24 protein-coding genes and 1 pseudogene are annotated in these 26,612 nt (G+C 60.7%); 14 read left to right on the forward strand and 11 right to left on the reverse strand.

What is annotated here, in order from left to right; translation table 11 throughout:
• Together pncB and JTY93_RS02550 are read right to left on the reverse strand one after the other, a co-directional pair.
• The gene (gene pncB / locus JTY93_RS02545) at window positions 1–1,215 is read right to left on the reverse strand and encodes a nicotinate phosphoribosyltransferase (protein WP_029300515.1); all 1,215 of its coding nucleotides are present in this window, start codon (window positions 1,213–1,215) and stop codon (window positions 1–3) included.
• Window positions 1,216–1,363: 148 nt separating this feature from the next.
• A complete protein-coding gene (locus JTY93_RS02550; protein ID WP_205476161.1) occupies window positions 1,364–2,254 on the reverse strand; it encodes a LysR family transcriptional regulator in 891 nt (296 codons plus the stop codon).
• A gap of 149 nt (window positions 2,255–2,403) precedes the next feature.
• Here JTY93_RS02550 and amaB point away from each other — a divergent pair, with 149 nt between their 5' ends.
• The 9 genes from amaB to JTY93_RS02595 all read left to right on the forward strand — a co-directional run bounded on the left by amaB (window position 2,404) and on the right by JTY93_RS02595 (window position 13,467).
• Window positions 2,404–3,894, forward strand: a complete 1,491-nt coding sequence (gene amaB, locus JTY93_RS02555) for an L-piperidine-6-carboxylate dehydrogenase (RefSeq protein ID WP_205476160.1) — start codon at window positions 2,404–2,406, stop codon at window positions 3,892–3,894.
• A gap of 146 nt (window positions 3,895–4,040) precedes the next feature.
• The gene (amaA, locus tag JTY93_RS02560; protein WP_205476159.1) at window positions 4,041–5,324 is read left to right on the forward strand and encodes an L-pipecolate oxidase; all 1,284 of its coding nucleotides are present in this window, start codon (window positions 4,041–4,043) and stop codon (window positions 5,322–5,324) included.
• Between the two features lie 389 nt (window positions 5,325–5,713).
• Window positions 5,714–6,850, forward strand: a complete 1,137-nt coding sequence (locus JTY93_RS02565; RefSeq protein WP_104911477.1) for a branched-chain amino acid ABC transporter substrate-binding protein — start codon at window positions 5,714–5,716, stop codon at window positions 6,848–6,850.
• 204 nt (window positions 6,851–7,054) lie between these two features.
• A complete protein-coding gene (locus JTY93_RS02570) occupies window positions 7,055–7,969 on the forward strand; it encodes an ABC transporter permease subunit (RefSeq protein WP_029300506.1) in 915 nt (304 codons plus the stop codon).
• A gap of 2 nt (window positions 7,970–7,971) precedes the next feature.
• Window positions 7,972–9,249: a high-affinity branched-chain amino acid ABC transporter permease LivM gene (livM, locus tag JTY93_RS02575; protein WP_169904761.1), complete on the forward strand. Its 1,278-nt coding sequence runs from the start codon at window positions 7,972–7,974 to the stop codon at window positions 9,247–9,249.
• Window positions 9,246–10,121, forward strand: coding sequence for an ABC transporter ATP-binding protein (locus JTY93_RS02580; protein WP_029300504.1), 876 nt, complete (start codon window positions 9,246–9,248; stop codon window positions 10,119–10,121). Before livM ends, JTY93_RS02580 begins: the two co-directional genes overlap by 4 nt.
• Window positions 10,118–10,834 (forward strand): ABC transporter ATP-binding protein, encoded by a 717-nt coding sequence (locus JTY93_RS02585; RefSeq protein ID WP_169998515.1) that lies wholly within the window; start codon window positions 10,118–10,120, stop codon window positions 10,832–10,834. The genes JTY93_RS02580 and JTY93_RS02585 overlap by 4 nt, the downstream gene beginning before the upstream one ends.
• Window positions 10,835–11,624: 790 nt before the next feature.
• Window positions 11,625–12,389, forward strand: a complete 765-nt coding sequence (locus JTY93_RS02590) for an SDR family oxidoreductase (protein WP_057437457.1) — start codon at window positions 11,625–11,627, stop codon at window positions 12,387–12,389.
• A 172-nt stretch (window positions 12,390–12,561) separates the two neighbouring features.
• On the forward strand, window positions 12,562–13,467 hold the full coding sequence (locus tag JTY93_RS02595; protein ID WP_205480610.1) for a cation diffusion facilitator family transporter: 906 nt from the start codon (window positions 12,562–12,564) through the stop codon (window positions 13,465–13,467).
• A 120-nt stretch (window positions 13,468–13,587) separates the two neighbouring features.
• Here the strand turns inward: JTY93_RS02595 and JTY93_RS02600 are convergent, their stop codons facing one another.
• The 5 genes and pseudogenes from JTY93_RS02600 to ureE all read right to left on the reverse strand — a co-directional run bounded on the left by JTY93_RS02600 (window position 13,588) and on the right by ureE (window position 17,276).
• Window positions 13,588–14,709, reverse strand: a complete 1,122-nt coding sequence (locus JTY93_RS02600; protein ID WP_205480613.1) for an AGE family epimerase/isomerase — start codon at window positions 14,707–14,709, stop codon at window positions 13,588–13,590.
• A 175-nt stretch (window positions 14,710–14,884) separates the two neighbouring features.
• Window positions 14,885–15,458: pseudogene (locus JTY93_RS02605) on the reverse strand (HupE/UreJ family protein).
• A gap of 22 nt (window positions 15,459–15,480) precedes the next feature.
• Window positions 15,481–16,095: an urease accessory protein UreG gene (gene ureG / locus JTY93_RS02610; RefSeq protein ID WP_029300789.1), complete on the reverse strand. Its 615-nt coding sequence runs from the start codon at window positions 16,093–16,095 to the stop codon at window positions 15,481–15,483.
• 9 nt (window positions 16,096–16,104) lie between these two features.
• Window positions 16,105–16,779: an urease accessory protein UreF gene (locus JTY93_RS02615; protein WP_205480617.1), complete on the reverse strand. Its 675-nt coding sequence runs from the start codon at window positions 16,777–16,779 to the stop codon at window positions 16,105–16,107.
• Window positions 16,776–17,276 (reverse strand): urease accessory protein UreE, encoded by a 501-nt coding sequence (ureE, locus tag JTY93_RS02620; RefSeq protein WP_205480619.1) that lies wholly within the window; start codon window positions 17,274–17,276, stop codon window positions 16,776–16,778. Before ureE ends, JTY93_RS02615 begins: the two co-directional genes overlap by 4 nt.
• 309 nt (window positions 17,277–17,585) lie before the next feature.
• Here ureE and JTY93_RS02625 point away from each other — a divergent pair, with 309 nt between their 5' ends.
• Window positions 17,586–18,107, forward strand: a complete 522-nt coding sequence (locus JTY93_RS02625; protein ID WP_205480621.1) for a C40 family peptidase — start codon at window positions 17,586–17,588, stop codon at window positions 18,105–18,107.
• A 5-nt stretch (window positions 18,108–18,112) separates the two neighbouring features.
• Here JTY93_RS02625 and JTY93_RS02630 read toward each other — a convergent pair whose 3' ends face one another.
• Entirely contained in the window at window positions 18,113–18,700 is a 588-nt protein-coding gene (locus JTY93_RS02630) for a TetR family transcriptional regulator (RefSeq protein WP_205519031.1), read from the reverse strand.
• Window positions 18,701–18,980: 280 nt separating this feature from the next.
• Between JTY93_RS02630 and JTY93_RS02635 the strand changes: the two genes are divergently transcribed.
• Window positions 18,981–20,186 carry an ISL3 family transposase gene (locus JTY93_RS02635; RefSeq protein WP_205480964.1) on the forward strand — a complete coding sequence of 402 codons (1,206 nt, stop codon included), beginning with the start codon at window positions 18,981–18,983 and terminating at the stop codon, window positions 20,184–20,186.
• Between the two features lie 28 nt (window positions 20,187–20,214).
• Here JTY93_RS02635 and JTY93_RS02640 read toward each other — a convergent pair whose 3' ends face one another.
• On the reverse strand, window positions 20,215–20,634 hold the full coding sequence (locus JTY93_RS02640) for a hypothetical protein (RefSeq protein WP_205518970.1): 420 nt from the start codon (window positions 20,632–20,634) through the stop codon (window positions 20,215–20,217).
• A 368-nt stretch (window positions 20,635–21,002) separates the two neighbouring features.
• Between JTY93_RS02640 and JTY93_RS02645 the strand changes: the two genes are divergently transcribed.
• Window positions 21,003–23,072, forward strand: a complete 2,070-nt coding sequence (locus tag JTY93_RS02645) for an AsmA family protein (RefSeq protein ID WP_205480900.1) — start codon at window positions 21,003–21,005, stop codon at window positions 23,070–23,072.
• Between the two features lie 112 nt (window positions 23,073–23,184).
• Here the strand turns inward: JTY93_RS02645 and JTY93_RS02650 are convergent, their stop codons facing one another.
• On the reverse strand, window positions 23,185–23,715 hold the full coding sequence (locus JTY93_RS02650) for a ferritin-like domain-containing protein (protein ID WP_169998489.1): 531 nt from the start codon (window positions 23,713–23,715) through the stop codon (window positions 23,185–23,187).
• 175 nt (window positions 23,716–23,890) lie between these two features.
• Between JTY93_RS02650 and JTY93_RS02655 the strand changes: the two genes are divergently transcribed.
• A complete protein-coding gene (locus JTY93_RS02655) occupies window positions 23,891–24,781 on the forward strand; it encodes an esterase/lipase family protein (RefSeq protein ID WP_205480163.1) in 891 nt (296 codons plus the stop codon).
• Here the strand turns inward: JTY93_RS02655 and JTY93_RS02660 are convergent.
• Complete coding sequence (locus JTY93_RS02660) at window positions 24,778–25,656, reverse strand: DMT family transporter (RefSeq protein ID WP_169998485.1); 879 nt, start codon at window positions 25,654–25,656, stop codon at window positions 24,778–24,780. The genes JTY93_RS02655 and JTY93_RS02660 overlap by 4 nt on opposite strands.
• A gap of 97 nt (window positions 25,657–25,753) precedes the next feature.
• Here JTY93_RS02660 and JTY93_RS02665 point away from each other — a divergent pair, with 97 nt between their 5' ends.
• Window positions 25,754–26,542, forward strand: a complete 789-nt coding sequence (locus JTY93_RS02665) for an AraC family transcriptional regulator (protein ID WP_205480165.1) — start codon at window positions 25,754–25,756, stop codon at window positions 26,540–26,542.
• Window positions 26,543–26,612 lie beyond the last annotated feature (70 nt).

Here is a 26,612-nt window from a genome sequence, read left to right on the forward strand (position 1 = left end):
TCACTCCTCGCTAGAGATGGCAGGTACTTTGAAAACGTGGCGCAAATAGGCGACGAAGTTCGGATCCGTGCAGTGGGTCTTGCCCGCCTCATCGGAAATCTTCGCCACGGGCTGGCCGTTGCAGGCCGTCATTTTAAGCACGATGCTCATCGGTTCCACACCTGGAATGTCACAGGTCAGGTTGGTGCCGATGCCAAAGCTGACATTGATCCGACCGCGCAGCGCACGGAAAATCTCCAGGGCCTTGGGCAGCGTCAGGCTGTCGGAGAACACCAGGGTCTTGCTCATCGGCTCAATGCCCAGCTTATGGTAATGGGCGATGGCTTTTTCGGCCCACTGCACCGGGTCGCCGGAGTCATGGCGCAGACCGTCGAACAGCTTGGCGAAGTACAGATCGAAATCGCTGAGGAAGGCGTCGGTGGTGATGCAATCGGTCAGGGCAATACCCAGCAGGCCACGATACTCACGGACCCAGCAATCGAGGGCGGCGATCTGGCTGTCGATCAGCCGCGGGCCCAGTTGCTGGTGGGCCATGATCCATTCGTGGGCCATGGTGCCCAGGGGCTTCATGTCCAGCTCGCGGGCCAGGTGCACGTTGCTGGTGCCGACGAAACGGCCGGGGAAGTCGTGCTTGAGCACATTCACCACTTCCTCCTGCACGCGGTAGGAGAAGCGCCGGCGGGTGCCGAAGTCCGCGACCTGCAACTCGGCCAGTTCGTCGCTGCTGGCGTTGGCGCTCAACCAGTCGAACTTGCGATACAACTGCTCGCGGGCCTGCTCCAGGATGATGGTCTGGTAGCGATAGCGGTTGCGCACTTCGCTGACGATGGCCAGCAGTGGCACCTCAAACAGGATCACATGCAGCCACGGGCCGCGCAGGCGGATAAACAACTCGCCGTTCTCGATGCCGGTCTGCACGTAGCGCAGGTTGAAGCGGAACAGGCCGAGGAAGCGCAGGAAGTCCGGCTTCATAAAGCTGATGCGTTCCAGAAAGCCCAACTGGTCCGGGCTCAGGCTCAACTCGGCCAGACGCTCGATCTGGTAGCGGATTTCTGCCAGATAGGGGCGTAGGTCTTCGCTGTTACGGCAACGGAATTCCCATTCAACTTCCACATTGGGGTAGTTGTGCAGCACCGCCTGCATCATGGTCAGCTTGTAGAAGTCGGTGTCGAGCAGGTTCTGCACGATGCGATCGGCAAACACACTCTCGCTCATAACGGGAATCTCCAAACAAGAATGGCGCTAGTGGCGCATAGACCTGTGTTGTTTTGCCAGAGGTTTTTTTGTCGTGGCCTCTGGCGTCATCGCAGGCAAGCCAGCTCCCACAGGAGAATGCATTCCAAATGTGGGAGCATTCCAGGGGCTAAATAACCTGCTCCATCATCCACTTCACAAAATCCCGCACCTTGGGCACCTCCGCCGAATGCTCCGGGTACGCCAGGTAGTACGCATCCTGGCTGGGCAGCCCATGCTGCCATGGGATCACCAACTTGCCTTCCGCCAGCTCTTCTTCCACCAGAAAACGCGGCAAAAGCGCCACGCCACAACCCACCTGCGCCGCCCTGATACACATATAGAAGGTGTCAAAACGCGGCCCATGGTAGCTGTGCTCGGTCTGGTAGCCCAGGCTGGCGAACCAGTCGTGCCAGCCCTGGGGGCGCGAGGCGTTTTGCAGCAGCACCAGTTCGCTCAGTTGCGTGGGGTCGCGCAAGGGCTGGGCCGGCAGGCTCTCCGGGGCGCACACCGGCACCAGTTCCTCGCTAAACAACTTGAGGCTCTCGGTGCCCGGCCGCGAGCCTGCGCCGAAGTAAAACGCCAGGTCGGCCTTGCCTTGCAGCAACTCGTCCGGGGTCTGCTCGTTGCACAGGTCCAGGTGAATCTGCGGGTGGCGCAGGCGCCAGCCCTTGAGGCGCGGCACCAGCCAGCGTGCGCCGAAGGTGTAGGGCGTGGACACGCGCAATACTTCGGTCTCGCCGCCGTAGGAGCGCAGGTAGTGGGTCGACATCTCCACCTGGCTCAAGATCTTGCGCACTTCCACCAGGTACAGATCGCCCGCCGGGGTCATCTGCAAGCGGCGGCGCACCCGGCGAAACAGCAGGTGTTGCAGTAGCTCTTCCAACTGCGCGACCTGCTTGCTGACCGCGCTCTGGGTGAGGTTCAGCTCCTCGGCGGCACGGGTGAAACTCAGGTGGCGGGTCACGGCCTCGAAACACTGCAGGGCGGTGATCGAGGGCAAATGTCTTTTATTGAGCACGGCCTGCCTCTTTTTTGTTTTGGCATGAATAAACGGAATGATATCTCGCCTAAACGTCGTTTGTTGGCAAGTCCCGGGCCAGCTACAAATAAGCGCTGATCGTCGTGTTGGTCGCGGCGCAATTTTTGTGTGGATTGAAGGAGTGACCCATGGTTGCCGCATTGCTTGATCGTCTCGGCGTAGACCCGGCGTTGTACCAGGCCGGTAAACAGCCTGTGCATTCACCCATCGATGGCAGCCGCATCGCCAGTGTGCACTGGGAAGGGGCCGCCGAGGTCGAGCAGCAGGTCAGTCGCGCCGAGCATGCATTCGACGCCTGGCGCAAGGTGCCGGCGCCCCGTCGCGGTGAGCTGGTGCGCCAGTTCGGCGACCTGCTGCGCGAGTACAAGGCTGACCTGGGCGAGTTGGTGTCCTGGGAAGCGGGCAAGATCACCCAGGAAGGCTTGGGTGAAGTGCAGGAAATGATCGACATCTGCGACTTCGCCGTGGGCCTGTCGCGCCAGTTGTACGGCTTGACCATCGCCTCCGAGCGCCCTGGCCACCATATGCGTGAGACCTGGCACCCGCTGGGCGTGGTCGGCGTGATCAGCGCCTTCAACTTCCCGGTGGCGGTGTGGGCGTGGAACACCGCGCTGGCGCTGGTGTGCGGCAACGCGGTGATCTGGAAGCCTTCGGAAAAGACCCCGCTCACCGCCCTGGCCTGCCAGGCGCTGTTCGAGCGGGTCGCGAAAAACTTCAGCGATGCACCGCCGTACCTCTGCCAGGTGGTCATTGGCGGGCGTGACGCCGGCGCCGCCTTGGTGGACGATCCACGGGTGGCACTGATCAGCGCCACCGGCAGCACGCGCATGGGCCGCGAAGTGGCGCCCAAGGTCGCCGCGCGGTTTGCCCGCAGCATTCTTGAGCTGGGCGGCAACAACGCAATGATCCTGGGCCCCAGCGCCGACCTGGACATGGCCGTGCGCGCCATCCTGTTCAGTGCGGTGGGCACCGCCGGCCAGCGTTGCACCAGCCTGCGCCGGTTGATCGCCCATGAGTCGGTCAAAGAAGAAATCGTCACACGCCTCAAGGCTGCCTATTCCAAGGTGCGCATCGGCCACCCGCTGCAAGGCAACCTGGTCGGCCCGCTGATCGACAAACACAGCTTTGAAAACATGCAGGACGCCCTGGAGCAGGCCCTGAGCGAAGGCGGCAAGGTATTTGGTGGCAAGCGCCAGTTGCAGGAGCAGTTCCCCGACGCTTACTACGTGTCGCCGGCCATTGTGGAAATGCCCGAGCAGAGCGACGTGGTGTGCAATGAAACGTTCGCGCCGATTCTGTATGTGGTCGGCTACAAGGACTTTACCGAGGCCTTGCGCCTGAACAACGCGGTGCCGCAGGGCTTGTCGTCGTGCATCTTTACCACCGATGTGCGCGAGGCCGAGCAGTTCATGTCGGCGGTAGGCAGCGATTGCGGGATCGCCAACGTCAATATCGGCCCCAGTGGTGCGGAGATCGGTGGCGCGTTTGGCGGTGAGAAAGAAACCGGCGGAGGGCGTGAATCGGGTTCGGATGCGTGGCGCGGGTACATGCGCCGGCAGACCAATACCGTGAACTATTCGCTGGAATTGCCGTTGGCCCAGGGCATTACCTTCGACTGAGCCTCCAGCCGAAATGCGGTCAATGTGGGAGCAGGCTTGCCTGCGATGGCGAATCCAATACCGCTATCGCAGGCAAGCCAGCTCCCATAGTTGATCGGGTTTGCAGTTCAACAATTGTTTGTTAGGTCTCATCCCGGAGTCTGGCAATGCCATTACGCGAAGCGTGTTTGTGGGAACAACTGACCCCTGGCCGGCCAGATCGCGCCGCGCTCACGGGCGAGGTCAAGGTGGATGTGTGTGTGATCGGCGCCGGTATCACCGGATTGTCGGCGGCCATCCACCTGCTGGAGCAAGGCAAAAGTGTCTGCGTGCTGGAGGCCCATCGCACCGGCCATGGCGGTTCGGGGCGTAACGTGGGTTTGGTCAACGCCGGGATGTGGATTCCCCCGGACGACATCGAGGCCGGTTTCGGCCCGGCGGTGGGCAGCCAGCTCAACCGTATGCTCGGCGCCGCGCCGTCCCTGGTGTTCAGCTTGATCGACAAGTACAAGATTGATTGCCAACTGCGCCGCGAGGGCACATTGCACATGGCGCACAACGCCCGTGGCGAAGCCGACCTGCGCAGCCGCGAAGAACAATGGAAGCGCCGTGGTGCGCCCGTGGAGTTGTTGACCGGCGCTGCGTGCGAGCAGGCCACCGGCACCAAAAAGATCGCTGCGGCCTTGCTCGACCGGCGTGCAGGCACCTTGAACCCGATGGCCTACACCAGCGGCCTGGCCAATGCGGCGATGAGCCTGGGCGGGCAGTTGTTCGACCATTCCCCGGTGACGCAACTGGAACGCCAGGGCCAGCAGTGGTCGGTGCAAACTGCCCAGGGCGCGGTGCAGGCTGCACAAGTGGTGATCGCCTCCAATGCCTACACCGAAGGCGAGTGGACCGAGCTGCGGCGCAATTTTTTCCCCGGCTATTACTACCAGGTGGCTTCGGCGCCATTGAGTGATGACGCTGCGCAACAAATCCTGCCGGGCGGCCAGGGTTCCTGGGACACACGTCAAGTGCTGAGCAGCATCCGCCGCGATGCCGAGGGGCGCTTGTTGCTCGGTAGCCTGGGCAATGGCAACCAGAAACCTGTGTGGTTCCTCAAGGCCTGGGCTGACCGTGTGCAGCAGCACTACTTCCCGTTCCTCAAGGCGGTGGACTGGGAATACACCTGGACCGGCTGCATCGCCTTTACCCCAGACCATTTGATGCGTCTTTTCGAACCCGCGCCCGGCTTGGTGGCGGTCACTGGCTACAACGGACGTGGCGTGACCACCGGCAGCGTGGTCGGCAAGGCATTTGCCGACTATTTGTGTCACCAGGATCCCCAGGCCCTGCCGATTCCGTTTGCGCCGATGCAGCCGCTGGCCGGCGTGGGCCTGCGCAGTTGCCTGTACGAGGCTGGTTTTTCGCTGTACCACGCCGGCCAATGCCTGCGAATTGTCATCTGATCAGCGAAATACCCTTCAGAAGCCGGCATTTTCTTAGCCGGCTACTAATCTGTATTGGTGCGAGTCGTAGCAATGACGCACTGTAAATGTGCACTTCCGTTACGCACATGGTTACAGATGCTCTAAGGCGCGCTTGATGGCTGGCTGACATCAGTTCATCGAGCGGGTTTTACCTTTTTTTCACCTTGGTTGCACCTCTGTGAGTTAGAGGGTTGCACGTCCCGCCAAAAAGGCACCGAAACACCTGTAATAACAATGACACCGTGTCTTTCTGAAATAAAAAAACGCAATGGCACGCTGCTTGCTCTCAGCTTTCCAGTGAAGGTTTCAAGTGAAAGTTTGAAGTGAAATTGCAGTGCCCATTCAATAAAAAACTCGGAGCACCACTCATGTCCCAGACGTTTTACAAGAAAGGTTTCCTGGCCCTCGCGGTAGCTGCCGCGCTGGGTGTTTCTACGTTTGTTCAAGCTGATGTGAAGATTGGCGTGGCGGGGCCGATGACGGGCGCCAACGCAGCCTTCGGTGAGCAGTACATGAAAGGTGCCCAGGCGGCAGCCGATGTGATCAACAAGGCGGGCGGGATCAACGGCGAGCAGATCAAGCTGGTGGCGGGCGACGATGCGTGCGAACCCAAGCAGGCCGTGGCCGTGGCCAACCGCCTGGCTGACCAGGACAAAGTGATCGGCGTGGTCGGGCACTTCTGCTCCTCGAACACCATTCCAGCCTCCGAGGTGTACGACGAAGCGGGCATCATCGCCATCACTCCAGGCTCCACCAACCCACAAGTCACCGAACGTGGCCTAGGCGCCATGTTCCGTATGTGCGGGCGTGACGACCAGCAGGGCATCGTGGCCGGTGACTACATTGTCGACGTGCTCAAGGGCAAGAAAGTCGCCGTCATCAACGACAAGGACACCTACGGCAAAGGCCTGGCCGATGCCACCGCAGCCCAGTTGACCAAGCGCGGCGTCAAACCGGTGCTGGAAGAAGGCCTGACCCGTGGCGAGAAAGACTTCAGCGCCCTGGTCACCAAGATCCGCTCCCTGGGTGCTGACGTGGTGTACTTCGGCGGCCTGCATCCGGAAGCCGGTCCACTGGTACGCCAGATCCGTGAAGCCGGCCTCAAGGACGTCAAGTTCATGTCCGACGATGGTGTCGTGACCGACGAACTGGTGGCGACCGCCGGCGGTGCGCAGTACGTCGATGGCGTCTACATGACCTTCGGCGCCGACCCGCGCCTGCTGCCAGACAGCAAGGCGGTGGTCGAAGAGTTCCGTAAAAACGGCACTGAGCCTGAAGGCTACACCCTGTACGCCTACGCTTCGATCCAGGCCCTGGCGGCCGGTTTCAATGGCGCCAAGTCCAACAAGGGTGAAGACGCGGCCAAGTGGCTCAAGGCCAATCCGGTGCAAACCGTGATGGGCAAGAAAGAATGGGATACCAAGGGCGACCTGAAGGTCTCCGACTACGTGGTGTACCAGTGGGACAAGGACGGCAAATACCACCAGTTGGAAAAACAGAAGTAATCCGAACTGACGGCATCTTCCTGTAGGAGCGAGCTTGCTCGCGAAGAGCGTTAACGATGACGCAGGCATCCTGAATGTCCGCATCGCTCTCGGGTTTTTCGCGAGCAAGCTCGCTCCTACAAGGAACGTGGCTAATCCTCTGTTTTCCTCCAGAAGGGCCGCACACCTGATGGTGTGCAGGTTCTCACCGCGTGAGATTGCGTTATGGATGGTATTTTCCTGCAGCAACTGGTCAACGGCCTGACCCTCGGGTCGGTCTATGGCCTGATCGCCATCGGCTACACAATGGTCTATGGCATCATTGGCATGATCAACTTCGCCCACGGCGAGGTTTATATGATTTCCGCTTACCTCGCGGCGATCAGTCTGGCACTGCTGGCTTACTTCGGCCTCGAATCCTTCCCGCTGCTCATTCTCGGCACCCTGATATTCACCGTCGTCGTCACCGGCGTCTACGGCTGGGTCATCGAACGTGTCGCCTACAAACCGTTGCGCAACTCCACCCGCCTGGCCCCGCTGATCAGTGCCATCGGGATCTCGTTGATCCTGCAGAACTATGCACAGATCGCCCAGGGCGCCAAGCAACAAGGCATTCCCACCCTGCTGGCCGGCGCCTGGCGCGTCGATATCGGCACCGGGTTCGTACAGTTGACCTACACCAAGGTGTTTATCCTGGTCGCGGCCTTTGCCGGCATGGCGCTGCTGACCTACATCATCAAGTACACCAAGCTGGGCCGCATGTGCCGCGCGACCCAGCAAGACCGCAAGATGGCCTCGATCCTGGGAATCAACACCGACCGCGTGATCTCCTACGTGTTTGTCATCGGTGCGGCCATGGCGGCCCTGGCCGGTGTGCTGATCACCCTGAACTACGGCACGTTCGACTTCTATGCCGGCTTTATCATCGGCATCAAGGCATTTACCGCAGCGGTACTCGGCGGCATCGGCTCCCTGCCTGGGGCGATGTTGGGCGGGATTATCCTGGGGATTTCCGAGTCGCTGTTCTCGGGGTTGATCAACTCTGACTACAAAGACGTGTTCAGTTTCTCCCTGCTGGTGGTGATTCTGATTTTCCGTCCCCAGGGCCTGCTTGGTCGCCCGCTCGTGGCGAAGGTGTAAACATGTCTGCTGCCAAATCTATCGATATCAAGAAAAGTGTGGTCGATGCGGTCCTCGCCGGGCTGATTTCCCTGATCGTGTTCGGTCCTATCGTCGGCGTGGTCCTGGACGGCTACAGCTTCAACCTGGAACCGGCCCGCGTGGGCCTGCTGGTTGCCATTGTCATGGCCGGGCGCCTGGTCATGAGCCTGTTCCTGCAAACCCCCAAGGGCTTGAAGATTCTCCAGGGTTTTGAAACCTCGGGCTCCGGCGTGCATGTGCTGGCGCCGGACTACAAGTCGCGGCTGCGCTGGATCATCCCGGCGTTGATCGTGATCGCCATCGTGTTCCCGTTCTTTGCCAACAAGTACCTGCTGACCGTGGTGATCCTCGGGCTGATCTACGTGTTGCTGGGCCTGGGCCTGAACATTGTGGTCGGCCTGGCCGGGTTGCTTGATCTGGGTTACGTGGCGTTCTACGCCATCGGCGCCTATGGCCTGGCCCTGGGTTACCAATACCTGGGCCTGGGATTCTGGACGGTGCTGCCACTGGCGGCCATCGCTGCGGCGCTTGCGGGGTGCATCCTCGGGTTCCCGGTGTTGCGAATGCACGGTGACTACCTGGCCATCGTGACCCTGGGTTTTGGTGAGATCATCCGCCTGGTACTCAATAACTGGCTGTCGTTTACCGGTGGGCCGAACGGCATGCCGGTGCCATCGCCGACGTTCCTCGGCCTGGAATTCGGCCGGCGGGCCAAGGAGGGCGGGGTGCCGTTCCATGAGTTCTTCGGCATTGCCTATAACCCCAACGTGAAGTTCCTGTTCATCTACATCGTGCTGTTTCTGGTAGTGCTGCTGGTGCTGTACATCAAGCATCGCCTGACCCGCATGCCGGTGGGCCGCGCCTGGGAAGCCTTGCGTGAAGATGAGATCGCCTGCCGCTCCATGGGCTTGAACCACGTGCTGGTGAAGCTTTCGGCGTTCACCATTGGTGCGTCCACTGCTGGCCTGGCCGGTGTGTTCTTTGCCAGCTACCAGGGCTTCGTCAACCCGTCTTCGTTCACCTTCTTCGAGTCGGCGTTGATCCTCGCCATTGTGGTGCTGGGCGGCATGGGCTCGACGGTGGGCGTGGTGATTGCCGCCTTCGTGCTGACTGTCGCGCCTGAGTTGCTGCGCAGCTTCTCCGAATACCGGGTGTTGCTGTTTGGCGTGCTGATGGTGGTGATGATGATCTGGCGGCCAAGGGGCCTGATCCGGATCAGCCGTACCGGTGTGACACCGCGCAAGGGGGTGGCTCCATGAGCAAGGAAGTCGTTCTCAACGTGGAACACCTGATGATGCACTTCGGTGGCATCAAGGCCTTGAGCGATGTGAGCCTCAAGGTCGAACGCAACTCGATCTTCGCCCTGATCGGCCCCAACGGCGCCGGCAAGACCACGGTGTTCAACTGCCTGACCGGTTTTTATACGGCCAGCGGCGGCAAGATCGAACTCAACATACGCGGCAAGCAGACCAACGTGATCCAGTTGCTCGGCGAGCGCTTCAAACCCACCGACTTCGTTTCGCCCAAGAGCTTTTTCAGCCGGGTGTACTACAAAATGTTCGGCGGCACCCACCTGGTGAACCGCGCGGGCCTGGCCCGCACGTTCCAGAATATTCGCCTGTTCAAGGAAATGTCTGTAGTGGAAAACCTGCTGGTGGCCCAGCACATGTGGGTCAACCGCAACATGCTGGCGGGCATCCTCAACACCAAGGGCTACCGCAAGGCCGAAAGCGATGCACTGGACCACGCCTTCTACTGGTTGGAAGTGGTGGATCTGGTGGACTGCGCCAACCGCCTGGCTGGAGAACTCTCCTACGGCCAGCAGCGGCGCCTGGAAATCGCCCGCGCCATGTGCACCCGGCCGCAGATCATCTGTCTGGACGAACCGGCAGCGGGCCTCAACCCCCAGGAAACCGAAGCCCTCAGCGCGATGATTCGCCTGCTGCGCGACGAACACGACCTCACAGTGGTACTGATCGAGCACGACATGGGCATGGTGATGAGTATTTCCGACCACATTGTGGTGCTGGACCACGGCAACGTCATCGCCGAGGGTGGGCCGGAAGCGATCCGCAACGACCCGAAAGTGATCGCGGCCTACCTGGGTGCCGATGAAGAGGAGTTGGTATGAGCACACCTATCCTCGAAATGAAGGACCTGGACGTGTTTTACGGCCCGATCCAGGCCCTGAAGAAAGTCTCGCTGCACATCGACGAAGGCGAGACCGTGAGCCTGATCGGCTCCAACGGCGCGGGCAAGTCCACGCTGCTGATGTCGATCTTCGGCCAGCCGCGCGCCGAGTCCGGGCAGATCCTGTATCAGGGCGTGGACATTACCCACAAGTCGTCCCACTACATCGCCTCCAACGGTATCGCCCAGTCCCCGGAAGGGCGGCGGGTGTTCCCCGACATGACCGTCGAGGAGAACCTGCTGATGGGCACCATCCCCATTGGTGACAAGCACGCCAGCGAAGATATGCAACGCATGTTCGAGCTGTTTCCACGCCTCAAGGAGCGGCGCAACCAGCGTGCAATGACCATGTCCGGTGGCGAACAGCAAATGCTTGCCATCGCTCGGGCGCTGATGAGCCGGCCCAAGCTGTTGCTGCTCGATGAGCCAAGCCTGGGGTTGGCGCCGATCGTGGTGAAGCAGATTTTTGCCACGCTGCGCGAGTTGGCCGCCACCGGGATGACCATCTTTTTGGTCGAGCAGAACGCCAACCATGCGCTGCGCCTGTCTGACCGGGCGTATGTGATGGTCAACGGTGAGATCCGCCTGACCGGTACTGGCAAGGATCTGCTGGTGAACGAGGAAGTGCGCAACGCCTACCTCGGCGGGCACTAGATAATCACAAGCTGTACGCAAGACCCCTGTGGGAGCGGGCTTGCTCGCGATAGCGGTGTGTCAGTTGAGCTCTTATTCGGCTGACACACCGCTATCGCGAGCAAGCCCGCTCCCACAGTGTTTTAGGGTGTTCTCAAGCACACCAGCAAATTGTGGAAAACAAATCCACACACCTGCCAAAGCGCGACATATAGCCGCCGCAAATCCCTGTTTTGTCACACAAATGACTTGTCCCCATCCACTGTGGAACCGGCTGTGGGTAACATGGGAGTAGCTGGCTGCACGCCTTTATTTACGTGGCCTGCAGCGTGGTGGTTGTTTTTTGAGCAGGCGCTTTTTTGTGGCGGGTCGCAGGTTTTGTCAACCTGTTCATAGACACAGGTATATGACTGAAACATGACCGCCAAGCCTGTGGATAAGTCTGTGGTTAAACTCTGGAAAGACCTTCGTAGGGGCCGGATTTACTGGTCTGGAGCCATGTCCCTCGGCGCGTTGCTTTGCACAGGCCTACATAGGGCGGTTCCAAGGTCAAGCAAAAAACTTTTTGAATCGCGCTGAAAGCCTTGTACATAGCGGCCTGGAGGGTTTTGCAGTTGCCCCCAAAGACTGTGGGCGCAGCTGTGGATAACCTGCGCGCACATGGCTGTAAGCCACGGTTCATAAGGCTTTACGTTGGGTGGTTAAAAAATGACCAGGTGTGCATGGGATTGTGTGCATAGCGGTTGCCGCGACGGCGGCGTAAGGGCATTCTGCTGGCTGATTTTTTCTCGATGCCCGCAAGGAGAACACCATGTCCAACACGCTGTTTATTACTGGCGCAACCTCAGGTTTCGGCGAAGCCTGTGCCCGTCGCTTCGCTGAGGCCGGCTGGAAACTGGTGCTCACCGGTCGGCGTGCCGAGCGCTTGAATGCCCTGGTCGAAGAGCTTTCCAAGCAGACCGAGGTGCATGGCCTGGTAGTGGACGTGCGTGACCGCAAGGGCATGGAAGAGGCAATTGCCAACCTGCCACCGTCGTTCAGCAAACTGCGCGGGCTGATCAACAACGCCGGCCTGGCGGTGGGCACTGACCCGGCGCCTAAATGCAGCCTCGACGATTGGGAAACCATGGTCGACACCAACATCAAGGGCCTGCTGACCACCACCAGCCTGCTGCTGCCGCGCCTGATCGCCCATGGCCGTGGTGCCGGGATCATCAACCTGGGCTCCATCGCCGGCAACTACCCGTACCCGGGCAGCCATGTGTATGGCGGCTCCAAGGCATTCGTCAAACAGTTCTCCCTGAACCTGCGCTGCGACCTGCAAGGCACCGGCGTGCGGGTGACCAACATCGAACCGGGCCTGTGCGAGAGCGAGTTCTCCCTGGTGCGCTTTGGTGGCGACCAGGCGCGTTACGACGCCACCTACGCTGGCGCCGAGCCGATCCAGCCACAGGACATTGCCGACACCATCTTCTGGGTGATGAACACCCCGGCGCACGTGAACATCAACCGTCTGGAACTGATGCCCGTGAGCCAGACCTGGGCGGGGTTTGCGATTGAGCGTGGGGCCAAGTAAGGCTTGAGACCGCGTCGCCTATTTCGTGGGCAAGTCGAGTAGTGGCACCTTTGGTGCGACGATTCGACTTGCCCACGAAGGCGTCAGATCGGTCAAAACAGGGCATAAGGTACACTCCGCCCCTGAAAACCCCACCGCACCCAGCGGTTTAAAGGTTTTGACAGGAGGATATGTGAGTAACCGAGGTGAGCAGGCACTGCTCAAACAATCGACCATCCTGATGTTCGCCGTGGCGATCGCCGGGATTGTCACGGGTGTGATATCAGGCGCCCAATCCATTTTATTCGATGGCTTTTTCTCGCTGATCGCGACCTTTATCAAAGTGCTGATGCTGATTACGGCCAAGCTCATCGCCAAGAAAAGCAACGACCGCTTCCAGTTCGGCTACTGGCACCTGGAACCCATGGTGCTGCTGATCGAGGGCAGTTTCCTGCTGTTGATCGCCATCTACGCGTTTCTCAACGGTGTGTTCGGCATTATCAATGGCGGGCGCGAGATCGAGTTGGGGCTGGTGATCATCTATGCCGCGGTGTTTACCGTGGTCGAGTTCGCCTATTTCTTCTATGTGCGCCACCGCAACCGCACGCTGCAGTCGTCGCTGATCCAGTTCGACAACATCAGTTGGCTGGTGGACGCGATGCTCTCCGTGGGCTTGCTGGTGAGCTTCCTGGCCGCGCTGCTGCTCAAGTCCCAGGGCTATGGCGAGTGGGCGGTGTATGTCGACCCCTTGATCCTGATTCTACTGGCCCTGAGCATGCTGGCGCCGGCCTTGAAGATCCTGCGCCCGGCCTTGCGCGATGTGCTGGGGATTGCCCCGGACCAGTTGGACGACAAAGTGCGCGAAGTGATGGACGCGGTCCAGGCCCGGCACGGTTTCGAGGACTACGTGTCCTACGTGCAGAAACACGGGCGGGCACGGTTTATCGAGATTCATGTGGTGCTGCCAGCTGACTACCCGCTGGATAAAGTCGCAACGCTCGATGAGCTGCGTGAAGAGATATCCACAGGGCTGGGCGCGGCGGACAAGGCGCGTTGGTTGACCATCAGCTTTACCGGCGATCGCAAGTGGATTGCCTGATAGTCAGTTAGACCGCGGTGCGGCCATCGCAGGCAAGCCAGCTCCCACATTCGACTGCATTCCAAAGATGGAACTCGGTCAAGTGTGGGAGCTGGCTTGCCTGCGATAGGGCCGCAAAGATCAGCCCTGATGTTTGATCAGGCCCTGATAGCACGTCGCCAAATGGTAGGGCGTAGTCGAAGGCATATCCCGCCGGCTCACCTCTCCCTTGGCATCCAGGCACTCATTCCAGCCCCTGGCATGCAAGAAATGCTGCTGCAACGCCAGCAACTGGCGCTCCAGCACCGCTTCGCTGCCTGGCCGCAGCGTCAGCGCGCGCAAATACTCGGCCTGGGCCCAGATGCGTTGGGTGCCGTCACGCACGGTACCGTCCAGCGCCAACATGCCACTGACGGCGCCGCTCAAGTTATCCACACCGGTTTGCTCGGCATAGGCAAATGCCCGGCTCAGCGACGCATGCAGCGCTGTGCCACGCAGTACGGGCGAGGATTCGAGCAGGAAGAACCACTCGAACTGGTGCCCCGGTTCGAACCAGTTATCCACAGCGCCCAGCGGCTTCTCCATCATCACGCCATGCTGGCGCTCGATGAAACGCTGCTGCATGGCCGTCGCCAATGCCAGCAGCGCCTGTTGCACCGCCGCGTCTTCACGCACCGCGAGGGTGGCGAGGAAGCCTTCGGCCAGATGCATCAGCGGGTTCTGCAGCGGGCCGGACTTGAGGGACGACCAGTTGCGCTCCACTACCGCTTCATACAGGCCGTCGCCCGTGGCAAAGCGTTCGGCGACGACTTCCAGGGCAGCATTGAGCACCGACTCCACCAGCGGCTCACGGACCTTGGCCCAGTAATGGGCGCAGGCGAAGATGATAAACGCGTGGGTATACAGGTCTTTGCGCTTGTCCAGCGGTTTGCCGTGCGGGTCGATGCTGTAGAACCAGCCGCCATGCTCGGCGTCGTGGAAGTGCCGCTGTAGCGAGCGAAACAATGCCGCTGCACGTTCTTCGGCAAAATCCTGGCCCGGCTCGCCGATCAGGCTGGCAAACACGTACAACTGCCGGGCACAGGCCATGGCGCGGTAGCGCTGTGGGGGCAAGGGGCGGTGATCGGCATCCAGTGCCTCATAGGGCAACGCCAGCTCGGCATTCCAGCCAGGACCTTGCCAGAGCGGCACGATCAGGTCGTTGAAGTGCGTGAGCACAGCGTTCAATTGAGGCTTGTTGGCAGAGCTTGGAGCGATGGGCATCGGCTGGCGTCGTCACGGCAGGGGTGTTTGCCGCGCATGGTAGCAGGCTTGTGATCGGTGGTGTCTGTGCGACCGCTATCGCGGGCAAGCCCGCTCCCACCTATTTGAAGTGTTAACCCATTCAAATGTGGGAGCTGGCTTGCCTGCGATGAGTGCCTTACAGGCACTGTATGATTCAGCCCGCCAGCAACCAAACCCCAGTCGCCGCCGAAGCCGCCCCCCGCCACCCGCACCAGCGGCGCAGCGGCTGCTGGCAGCAAGCGCACCACGGCATAACCGGCGGCGTGCAGCACAGCAGTGGCCCCGACAAACCCGGCCGCATACGCCCAAGGGCTGGTCATGTCCGGCAGCTCCAGGCCATGTGCCACGCCATGGAACAGGGCAAACACGGCTGTGGCAACCACGGCCACCGCCACCGGTGGGCGAATCGCCAAGGCCACCGCCAGGCCCAGGGCCAGCACCGACGCAGCAATCCCGCTTTCCAGGGCCGGCAGGGCCAACCCTTCAAAACCCAACACGCCGCCGAGCAGCATGGTGCCGACAAAAGTACACGGCAGCGCCCAGCGCGCTGCGCCTTGTTGCTGCGCCGCCCACAGGCCAACCGCCAGCATCGCCAGCAAATGGTCCAGCCCGCCCAGTGGATGGCTGATACCGGCCACCAGGCCATTGTCGCCATGACCCGGATGGGCAAAGGCCAGGGCCGGGGCCAGTAGCAGGGTGGCGGCGGCAAACAGTTTGTTGAGGCTCATAAACAGCTCCTTGGTAAGGGGATCAGGCTGCGCTCAGCAGGCCTTGGCGTTCGATAAAGGCGACGATTTCTTCCAGGCCGACGCCGGTTTTCTGGTTGCTGAAGACAAACGGCTTGCCGCCGCGCATGCGCTGGGTGTCGCTGTTCATCAGTTCCAGCGAGGCGCCGACCAGCGGCGCCAGGTCGATCTTGTTGATCACCAGCAGGTCCGACTTACAGATCCCCGGCCCACCCTTGCGCGGCAGCTTGTCGCCGGCCGACACATCGATCACGTAGATCGTCAGGTCCGACAGTTCGGGGCTGAAGGTGGCCGACAGATTGTCGCCGCCCGACTCCACCAGAATCAGGTCGAGGCCTGGAAAGCGCCGGTTCAACTGGTCCACCGCTTCCAGGTTGATCGACGCGTCTTCGCGAATGGCCGTGTGCGGGCAACCGCCGGTTTCTACGCCGATGATCCGCTCGGGGGCCAGTGCCTGGTTGCGCACCAGGAAATCGGCATCTTCGCGGGTATAGATATCGTTGGTGACCACCGCCAGGTTGTAGCGATCACGCAGGGCCAGGCACAGCGCCAGGGTCAGGGCGGTCTTGCCGGAGCCAACGGGGCCGCCGATACCGACGCGCAGGGGTTGTGTGTTCATGGGGCTCTCCTAGGAACGGAACAGGCGGCTGTACTGGCGCTCGTGGGCCATGCATGCCAGGGACAGGCCGAACGCGGCGCTGCCAAAGTGATGGGGATCGCGCTGGCTGGCGTCCTGCTGGGCCTGTTGCAGCAACGGCAGCAGTTCGCTGGTCAGGCGTTGGGCGGCCTGTTGGCCCAGGGGCAGGGTCTTCATCAGCACCGCCAATTGGTTTTCCAGCCAGCTCCACAGCCAGGCGGCCAGGGCATCGTCGGGGCTGATCGCCCAGGCGCGTGCAGCCAGTGCCCAGCCCAGGGCCAGATGGGGTTCGTGGGTGGCGTCGAGAAAACGGCGGGCCGGCTCATCCAGCTCCGGCAGGCCGCTGAGCAGTTGTTGCAGGGAGTAGCCCATTTGCCGGCTCTCCTGGAACAGCTCGCGGGTTTCGCGGCTGGCGCGGTGTTCTTCACACAGTTGGCGCAGCGCCTCCCAGTCCTGGTCCGCAGCGGCCTGGCAATGGGCAAGCAGCAGCGGCGCTTCGAAGCGCGCGAGGTTGAGCAACAGTTGGTCGCTGATCCAGCGTCGGGCGCTGGCGGCATTGCTGACACGGGCGTTGTCCACGGCCATTTCCAGGCCTTGGGAGTAGCTGTAGCCGCCAATCGGCAATTGCGGACTGGCCAGACGCAGCAGCGCCCAGGCCGGGTTCACAGGCGCACGCCGAACTGGTGCAGTTTGGGCGGGTAGTTGAAGTCTTCATCACCATGGCGCGAGTGATGATGACCGCCACCATAGGCGCCGTGCTCTGGCTGGAACGGTGCTTCGAGGGTTTGGGTATGGGCGCCCAATTGCTCGAGCATGGCCTTGAGCACGTAGTCATCGAGCAGGCGCAGCCAGCCGTCACCCACTTGCAGGGCCACATGGCGGTTGCCTAGGTGATAGGCCGCACGGGTCAACTCGAAGGCGCTGCTACAGGTGACGTGCAGCAGTTGTTCAGGACGCGCGCAGACACGTACGACACGTCCGTCTTCAGCCTGTAGGAATTCACCATCATGCAGCGGCGGCTGGCCACGCTCCAAAAACAGGCCGACGTCTTCGCCTTCGGCACTGAAACAGCGCAGGCGGCTTTTGCTGCGGGCCTCGAAGTTCAGCAGCAACTCCGCAGCCCAGGTGTTTTGGGGCGCAATTTTGCGGTGGATCACCAGCATCGGGAAGTTTCCAGCTATGAGCGATAAACAGGCTAGAGCAAGGGGCTTGCCAACCAGGCTGAATGTAGGAAAACGCCGTAGGTGCGGGGCGTTGCGCCACTAAACGGGGCGAGGGTTCTGGAAGGGGGTGATCCAATTTGGTGCGCGACGGGGTGTGCAGGCACTCCAATTGGGCGATTTGAACGTGGGGTATTTATCGGTGGTGATGTTTGGGATTTGTCCTACGAGCATCTTGGATTTTCCGTTCATCATGCTACGCGTCGTTTTACTAGGATTTCGCCCCGTGTTTAATCCATTGCGACGTTCATTATGTTCAAGTCACTTTTATGTGTCGTTCTTGTCGGTCTGTTTGGCATCACTTCATCGGCCTCGGCCAACTTCAATAAGCGCAACAACACTGGCCTGGCGCCGTTCGGTTCCTCGCTGCAGGCCGTGCCGCAACCGACCATCGAGAACGTGATCGACCGCGCCCATCAATTGCTGGGCACCGCCTACACCTGGGGCGGCACCTCCCAGGAGCAGGGGTTTGATTGCAGCGGCTTGCTGGTCTATCTGTTCAAGACCGAAGCCAACATTGTCATCCCGCGCACCACGGCGGCGATGCACCGTTCAACGGCGGCGACGATCAAGCGCAACGCGCTGCAACCCGGCGATGCGGTGTTTTTCCGGGCCAATGGCAGTCGCCAGATCGGGCATGTCGGCCTGTATGTGGGCGAGGGTAAATTTATTCATTCGCCGCGCAAGGGCAAGAGCGTGCGCATCGACTCGCTGGCCAACAATTACTGGAAGAAAAACTACACCACGGCCAAGCGTTTCCACGCGGTGCGTTGATCGCTTTACTCGGTGCTGCCCAGGCCTTGCCAGTGCTTGAGGCCGATAAAGATAAAGCGCAGTTGCTGGGTGATCTTGGCCTGTGGCGTCAGGTGCGCCGGCAGGGCCGCGGCGGGTGGGTCGATGATGTCGGGCAGGGTGGCGAACACGCTCTTGACGATCAGGTCGGCCATCACATGCAGGCCCTCGGCATCCAGGTGCTGGAGTTTGGGCATCAGCGTCAGGTCGGCCGCCAGGTCCGAGGTGATGTCTTCGCGCAAGGCGCCGATGGCTTGGCGCACGGCCAGGCAGCCGCCGTATTGCTCGCGGGCCAGGAACAAAAATTGCGAACGGTTGGCCGTCACCACATCGAGGAAGATGCGCACCGAGGCGTCGATGATGCCACCCATGACAAATTCGTTGTGGCGTACCAGGCGGATGGTTGCGCGAAAGGTCTGGCCGACCTCACTGACGAGCACCAGGCCCAGTTGGTCCATATCGGCAAAGTGTCGGTAAAAACCGGTGGGCACGATCCCAGCGCTCTTGGCCACTTCCCGCAGGCTCAGGCTGCCAAACCCTCGGCCACCCTCCATCAGATGGCGGGCTGCGTCCATCAAGGCAAGGCGGGTCTGTTGCTTCTGTTCGGCGCGGGGGGAGCATGGGCGGGTGGGCTTTGTAGACAAGGACAGCGACGCACTCTAGCAAAACAACTTTGCCGGCGTCGAACTTGAAACAGGACAAAGGTGCTGCCGGTTGTACAAAGTCAAAGCCCGATCTCAGGGGATCGGGCTTTTTTCAGGTTCTTCACGGAATCCCGGGAAACACAGAAACAAGAACGCCGATTTGATTGATGATGTTCGTGCGAGCAAACACATCTAACAAACCGGCGTTCTTATGCGCGATATTAATACTTTCCTTCCCTTTTGGGAGGGCTTTTCTATCGTCACGATCAAGCCTGATGGTGACGACCTCCAGATCGATCTGACACCCAACGCCAACCGATTCCCGTCCTGTGGCGTGTGCCAGAAACCCTGTTCAGCCACGCATGAGTATTGCAAGCGAGTCATTCGCGATTTGCCCATTCTCGGTCACGCAGTTCGCCTGAACGTTTTGCTCCGGCGCGTTGGTTGTCGCGACTGTGGCAAACGCATGGAAGCTGTCAGTTGGTTGGATCGCTATGCCCGCATGACGCGGCGTCTGGCAGAGGCGGTCATTCAAGCCTGTGAGCGTCTTCCCACGCTACACGTGGCGCAGATGTTCGGACTGCATTGGGACACCGTTCGGTTGCTAGAGCGTCGAGCCTTGCAAGCGGCATTAAGTGCCCTGCCGAAGGCGCAACCGCGACGTCTGGTGATGGATGAGTTCGCGCTGTTCAAAGGTCATCGTTACGCGAGTGTGGTGCTGGATGCGGATACGCGGCGGGTGCTGTGGATCGGCGAAGGCCGCAGCCGGGCGGCGGTCAGACCCTTTTTCGAAGAACTGGGGCCAGAGGGTTGTGCTCGAATCGAAGCGGTGGCGATGGACATGAACACGGCCTTTGATCTGGAAGTTCGCCAACATTGTCCAAAAGCGCGAGTGATCTATGACCTGTTCCACGTGGTGGCCAAATATGGCCGAGAGGTGATTGATCGAGTCCGTGTCGATGAAGCTAACCGGCTACGTCATGACAAGCCCGCTCGAAAGGTCATCAAACAAGCGCGATGGCTGTTGCTACGCAACCCGGAGAACCTGAAAAAGCCGGAGCAGCAGGTTCACTTGCATGATTTGCTGGCGGCCAATCAATCGTTGATGACGGTCTACTTGATGAAGGCTGAACTCAAAACGCTGTGGTCGCCGAGTACTGCCTGGGACTGGAGATCGGCCTGGAAGCAATGGTTGCGTCACGCCCATGAAAGCGAGATACCTGCTCTGATCCAGTTCGCCAAAAGGCTGAAAAACTACTGGAGAGGCGTCATAAGCCGAGTTCGCTGGCCGATGCACACGGGGCAGTTGGAAGGAATAAACAACCGAATAAAGGTCATCAAGCGCATGGCGTACGGCTACCGGGACAGCGAATTCTTTTTCATGAAGATCAAGAGCGTCTTTCCCGGTAATCCGTGAAGAACCTTTTTTCAGGGCCAGCACCGGCTTAGCTCGTTGCTTTGTGCATTTCATCCAGACGGTCGGAACCGCCTTCGGCGACGAATTCGCGTTGTTGCAGACGGTCCGAGCCACCTTCAACCAGGCCTTTTTGTTCCAGGCGATCACGGCCACCTTCGGCGACGAATTCGCGTTGTTGCAGACGCTCGGAACCGCCTTCAACCAGGCCTTTTTGTTCCAGGCGATCACGGCCACCTTCGGCGACGAATTCGCGTTGTTGCAGACGCTCGGAACCCCCTTCAACCAGACCTTTTTGTTCCAGGCGATCGCGGCCACCTTCGGCAACGGTCTGGCTGATGTGTGCAGCGTCAGATTTGATTTGTGGAATGGCTTGTTCTGCGGCTGGCAGGGCAAAAGCACTGGTGGCCAGGACGGAGAGTGCAACACTGAGCAGTAATTGGCGTTTCATGATGAGTTGCTCCTTGGGAGGGCGATAAAGTGGGTACGGAGCCAATGCTACTCTCGATAACTCGATATAAAAGTTCATAAACACAATGGTAATAATCAACAGAATTGATTGTTCTGCGCTGAGGCTCTAACTCGCGGCTCTCAAGCACGGGCGTTTGCACCGAGGTGGGTATTTTCGACACGAGGATGGGTAACAACGGTGCGCCGTCGATCAAAGAAGCTGGCGGATGAGTCAGGAAAAGTGCTTTTCGCGGTTAATTCCACGCGGCGGTTAAACCCCCAGGCCATTTGCCAGTCGTAGCCATATAAGCTTTAGTCCTTGCGCGCGTTGCCGGTGGCACGCGCAGTCGTAATCAGGAGCCCTGTGCAATGACGCGCACTCGTAAAATTCTCGCCTGGAGCAGTGCCTGCTTCGCTGTGTTAATCGCCGCAATCGTACTGATCCTGGTGTTCTTCGACTGGAACCGGATCAAGCCGCAAATCAATGCCAAAGTTTCCGAAGAGCTGCACCGCGCCTTTGCCATCAATGGCAACCTGGCTGTGGTCTGGCAGCGCGAGCCGGACGAGGGCGGTTGGCGGGCCTGGGTGCCGTGGCCCCATGTGGTGGCCGAGGATTTGAGCCTGGGCAACCCCGAGTGGTCGAAACAGCCGCAGATGGTCACCCTCAAACGCGTCGAACTGCGCATCTCGCCATTGGCCTTGCTGGCCCAGCGCGTGGTGATCCCGCGCATCGACCTGACGCAGCCGAGCGCCGAGTTGCAGCGCCTGGCCGATGGCCGCGCCAACTGGGTGTTCACGTTTGATCCCAAGGACCCGAATGCCGAACCGTCCAACTGGGTGGTGGATATCGGCGCTATTGGCTTCGACAAGGGCCATGTGACTCTCGACGACCAGACCCTCAAGACCCGCCTCGATGTGCTGATCGACCCCCTGGGCAAGCCGATTGCGTTCAGTGAGATCGTCGGCGAGGGCGATGCAAAAAAAGCTCTGGAGCAGGGCGCCACACCCCAGGACTATGCGTTCGGCCTCAAGGTCAGCGGCCAGTACCACGGGCAGAAACTGGCCGGTAGCGGCAAGATCGGCGGGCTGCTGGCCTTGCAAGATGCGGCCAAGCCATTCCCCTTGCAGGCCCAGGCAAAAGTCGGTGATACCAGCATCGCCCTGGCCGGCACCCTGACCGACCCTCTGAACCTCGGCGCCCTGGATCTGCGCCTGAAACTGTCCGGCACCAGCCTGGGCAACCTTTACCCGCTGACCGGCGTGACCCTGCCGGATTCGCCGGCCTACTCCACCGATGGTCGTTTGATCGCCAAGTTGCATGAAGCCGGCGGCGCGTCGTTCCGCTATGAAAACTTCAACGGCAAGATCGGCAACAGCGATATCCACGGCGACCTCGCCTATGTCGCCAGCCAGCCACGGCCCAAGCTCAGTGGCGCGCTGGTGTCCAATCAACTGCTGCTGGCCGACCTGGCACCGCTGATCGGTGCCGACTCCAACGCCAAGCAAAAGGCCCGTGGCGGTGAAAGCAAGCAACCGGCGACCAAAGTGCTGCCCGTGGAGGAGTTTCGCACCGAGCGCTGGCGCGATATGGACGCCGATGTGGAGTTCACCGGCAAACGCATCGTCCACAGCGCCGAACTGCCCTTTACCGACCTCTACACCCACCTGGTGCTCAACGATGGCCAACTGAGCCTCGAACCCCTGCGCTTCGGCGTGGCGGGCGGCAAGCTGGATGCGCAGATCCGCCTCAATGGCCGCATCACCCCGCTGGAAGGCCGAGCGAAACTGACGGCGCGCAACTTCAAGCTCAAGCAACTTTTCCCCACCTTCGAACCGATGAAGACCAGCTTCGGCGAGCTCAACGGCGATGCGGATATCGCCGGGCGCGGCAACTCGGTGGCGGCGCTGTTGGGCAGTGCCAATGGCGATCTGAAAATGCTCATCAACGACGGCGCGATCAGCCGCAGCCTGATGGAAATTGCCGGGTTGAACGTGGGCAACTATGTGATCGGCAAGCTGTTTGGCGACAAGGAAGTGAAGATCAACTGCGCGGCGGCAGACTTCGGGATCAAGACCGGCCTGGCCACCAGCCGGCTGTTTGTGTTCGATACCGAGAACGCGATCATCTATATCGACGGCACCGCAAACATGGCCAGCGAACAACTGGACCTGACCATCACGCCAGAGTCCAAGGGCTTTCGCTTGTTCTCACTGCGTTCGCCGTTGTACGTCAACGGGCCGTTCATCAAGCCCAATGCCGGGGTCAAGACAGTGCCGCTGTTGCTACGTGGCGCGGGGATGGTGGCGCTGGGTGTGATCGTCGCACCAGCGGCGGGCTTGCTGGCGCTGGTGGCGCCCAGCGGGGATGAGCCGAACCAGTGCGTGCCGTTGTTGCAGCAGATGAGGGAAGGCAAGGCGCCGAAGACGGTGAAGGGCTAAAGGTGGGAGCGGGCTTGCTCGCGAATGCGGTAGATCAGTGATGAATATGTTGACTGATACACCGCATTCGCGAGCAAGCCCGCTCCCACATTAGTGAGTGCTGCTGGCAGGCTTACAGGTCTTTGAGAATGTCCGCCATATCGTCAGCGTGCTCTTCTTCCTGGGCCAGGATGTCTTCAAAGATCCGGCGGGTGGTCGGGTCTTTCTCGCCGATGTACTGAATGATCTCGCGATAGCTGTCCACCGCGATGCGCTCGGCCACCAGGTCTTCGTAGACCATTTCCTTCAAGGTCTTGCCGGCCACGTATTGGGCGTGGGAGTTCTTGGACAGCAAGTCCGGGTTGAACTCGGGCTCACCACCCAGTTGCACGATGCGCTCAGCCAATTTGTCGGCATGTTCCAGCTCCTGGTTGGCGTGCTCCAGGAACTCATCGGCGGCGACGCTGGCTTTCAGGCCGCTGGCCATGAAGTAGTGGCGCTTGTAGCGCAAGACGCAGACCAGTTCGGTGGCCAGCGATTCATTGAGCAGGCGCAGGATCTCTTCACGGTCGGCGCTGTAGCCTTCGGTCACTGCGCCGTTTTCCACATTCTTGCGCGCACGTTCGCGAAGGGTGCTTACGTCAGACAGATGCTTGTCGGTCATTTCAATCTCCTGAGGCTAATCCGGTGTTGCGCCACACTCTCGGGGTGTGATCGCTCAAAGTTGTGAGTGCTGCGCGGCGCAAAAAGTTTTATTGGATGTTGCCGGGTGTCATATCGATTGCCCCAGGGCTGGTCTAGGATCAGTTCAATCGCCCCTTTCAAGGATGTTCGCCGCCATGGCGCAGACATTGGCTACACGTTATCCCCTGGTCCTGGTGCCGGGCATGCTCGGGTTTGTGCGGCTGCTGCTGTACCCCTACTGGTACGGCATCGTCCCGGCCTTACGTGCCGGCGGGGCGCGGGTGTTTGCGGTGCAGGTGGCGCCGCTCAACTCCAGTGAGGTGCGCGGCGAGCAGTTGCTGGTGCAGATCGAGCAGATACGCCGCCAGACCGGCGCCGACAAGGTCAACCTGATCGGCCATAGCCAGGGCTCGCTCACTGCCCGTTACGCCGCCGCCAAACGCCCGGAATGGGTGGCCTCGGTCACTTCGGTGGCGGGCCCCAACCACGGTTCGGAATTGGCCGACTACCTGCACACCCACTACCCGGCCGACAGCGCCAAGGGCCGCATCATGAGTGCGCTGTTGCGCCTGGTGGGCATGGTGATGGGCCTGCTCGAAACCGGTTATCGCGGCCCGCGTTTTGCGGCGGATATCCACGCCTCCCATCAATCCCTGACCAGCGAGGGGGTGGCGCTGTTCAATCGCCAATACCCCCAAGGCCTGCCAGACACCTGGGGCGGGCAGGGCGCCGAGGAAGTGAACGGTGTGCGCTATTACTCCTGGTCCGGCACGTTGCAGCCGGGCAAAACCGATCGCGGGCGCAACCTGCTGGACGGCACAAACCGCAGTTGCCGGCTGTTTGCGCGGACCTTCGTCAAGGAGAAGGGCCAGTGTGACGGCATGGTCGGGCGCTACAGCTCACACCTGGGTACGGTGATCGGCGATGACTATGCGCTGGACCATTTCGATATCGTCAATCAGTCCCTGGGCCTGGTGGGCAAGGGCGCCGAGCCGATTCGCCTGTTTGTCGAGCATGCGCAGCGGCTGAAGGCGGCCGGGGTCTAGGCAGCGCGCCTGACCGGTGTCGTCCACCGCTCCGACAAAATCACCCCACCCAACGTCAGCACACCTCCCACCAAGTGATACAGCGCCAACTGTTCCTTGAGCACCACCGCGGCAATCAGCGCAGTGATCAACGGCAGCAGATTGAAAAACAGCGTGGTCCGGCTCGGTCCCAGATTTTTCACCGAGTGCATCCACGCCAGTGGCGCGATCATCGAGGCCAACAGGCAGGCGTATACCACCAGGCCGATATTCGACGGGCCCAGGCCGACCTTGTCCGAGGCCAGGAACAGCGGAAACAGCACCACCACCGCCACCAACACCTGCAAATACAGCAACACCAGCGGCGGCAGGCGCAGTTGCCATTTTTTCAGCAGGGTGCTGTAGATCGCATAGGCCAGGGTGGCAACCAGCATCATCGCGTCGCCCAGGTTCACCCCGTGTTGCAGCAGCGCGCCGAGGCTGCCGGACGATACGACCACCGCAACCCCGGCAAACGACAGTACCGCACCGGTCAGGGCGCCAAAGGTCAGGCGCTGGCCGAGGCTGATAATGGCCGCAGTCAGGGCCATCAACGGCATCAGCGAGAGGATGATCCCCATATTGGTGGCGCTGGTCAGGCTCGCGGCGTAGTACGCCAGGCTCTGGTAGACCGCCATGCCGAGCACGCCGAGCACGGCGATCTTGCCCAGGTTGGGGCGGATCAGTGCCCAGTTGGCGATGACCGGCTTGAGCATGAACGGGGTAAACAGGATGGCGGCCAGCAACCAGCGATAAAAACCGATCTCGGCGGGGAAAATCGAGCCCACGGCGAGTTTGTTGACCACGGTATTGCCGGCCCAGATAAAGATGGCCAGCAGCGGATAAGCGTATTGCATTGCAAGGAACCAGGAACGTTAGTGAAGGCTGATTATCCTTTGTCTGGATCGAAGCCTATACTTCGATCCGGCCAAGCCACCTTTGGATCCAGACAACATGTCCAAAACCTACATCAACCTGCCCGATTTCGACGTACTGCCGGCCCCGGTGTACTTCCGCTACTCGGAATTTGCCGCCGACAGCCGCGCCTCCCGCCACCAGCATGCCTGGGGCTCCCTGGATTACTCGGCCCGTGGCGTGATGCGCTTTGAAGTGGGCGGCAACCGGTTTATGTCGCCACCGCAATACGCGGTGTGGATCCCGCCCAACACCCAGCACAGTTCCTACAACGCCCAGGCGATTGTCTACCGCTCGGTGTACCTGGCGCCGTCGCTGTGCGAGCAATTGCCTGCGCAACCCTGCACCCTGACCATCAGCAACATCCTCAAGGCCATCCTCAGTGATTTTGCCGAGCGCGACGTCAACATCCCGGCCAACGAAGCCGACGTGCGCCTGGCCCAAGTGCTGGTGGACCAACTGCGCCAGGCGCCGGTGCACGATTGTTTCCTGCCCTATGCCAGCAGTCCCGGCCTGCTCAGCGTGCTCGAAGGCATGCAGGCTGATCCTGGGGACAACCGCGCACTGGCGCAGTGGGCGCAGCAGGTGCACGTCAGCGAACGCACCCTGGCCCGGCAATTTGCCCGCGAACTGGGCATGAGCTTTGGCGAGTGGCGCCAGCGCCTGCGCTTTCTGGCGGCCATCGAAGCACTGGAAAGCAGCCGCAGCGTGCAGGAAGTGGCCTTTGACCTGGGCTACAGCACCGCCTCGGCGTTTATTGCGATGTTCCAGCGCCAGGCCGGCAGCACACCGGAGCAGTATCGGCGAACGAATCTACGAAGCAGGTGAAGGTGTAACAGGCTTTGTCTACACTGCAGGGGAGGCCGCGCCCCTCGGCGTGGTAACAGGGAGAAAACTC

Origin of the sequence: Pseudomonas hygromyciniae (genome assembly GCF_016925675.1) — a bacterium.
GTDB lineage: Bacteria > Pseudomonadota > Gammaproteobacteria > Pseudomonadales > Pseudomonadaceae > Aquipseudomonas > Aquipseudomonas hygromyciniae.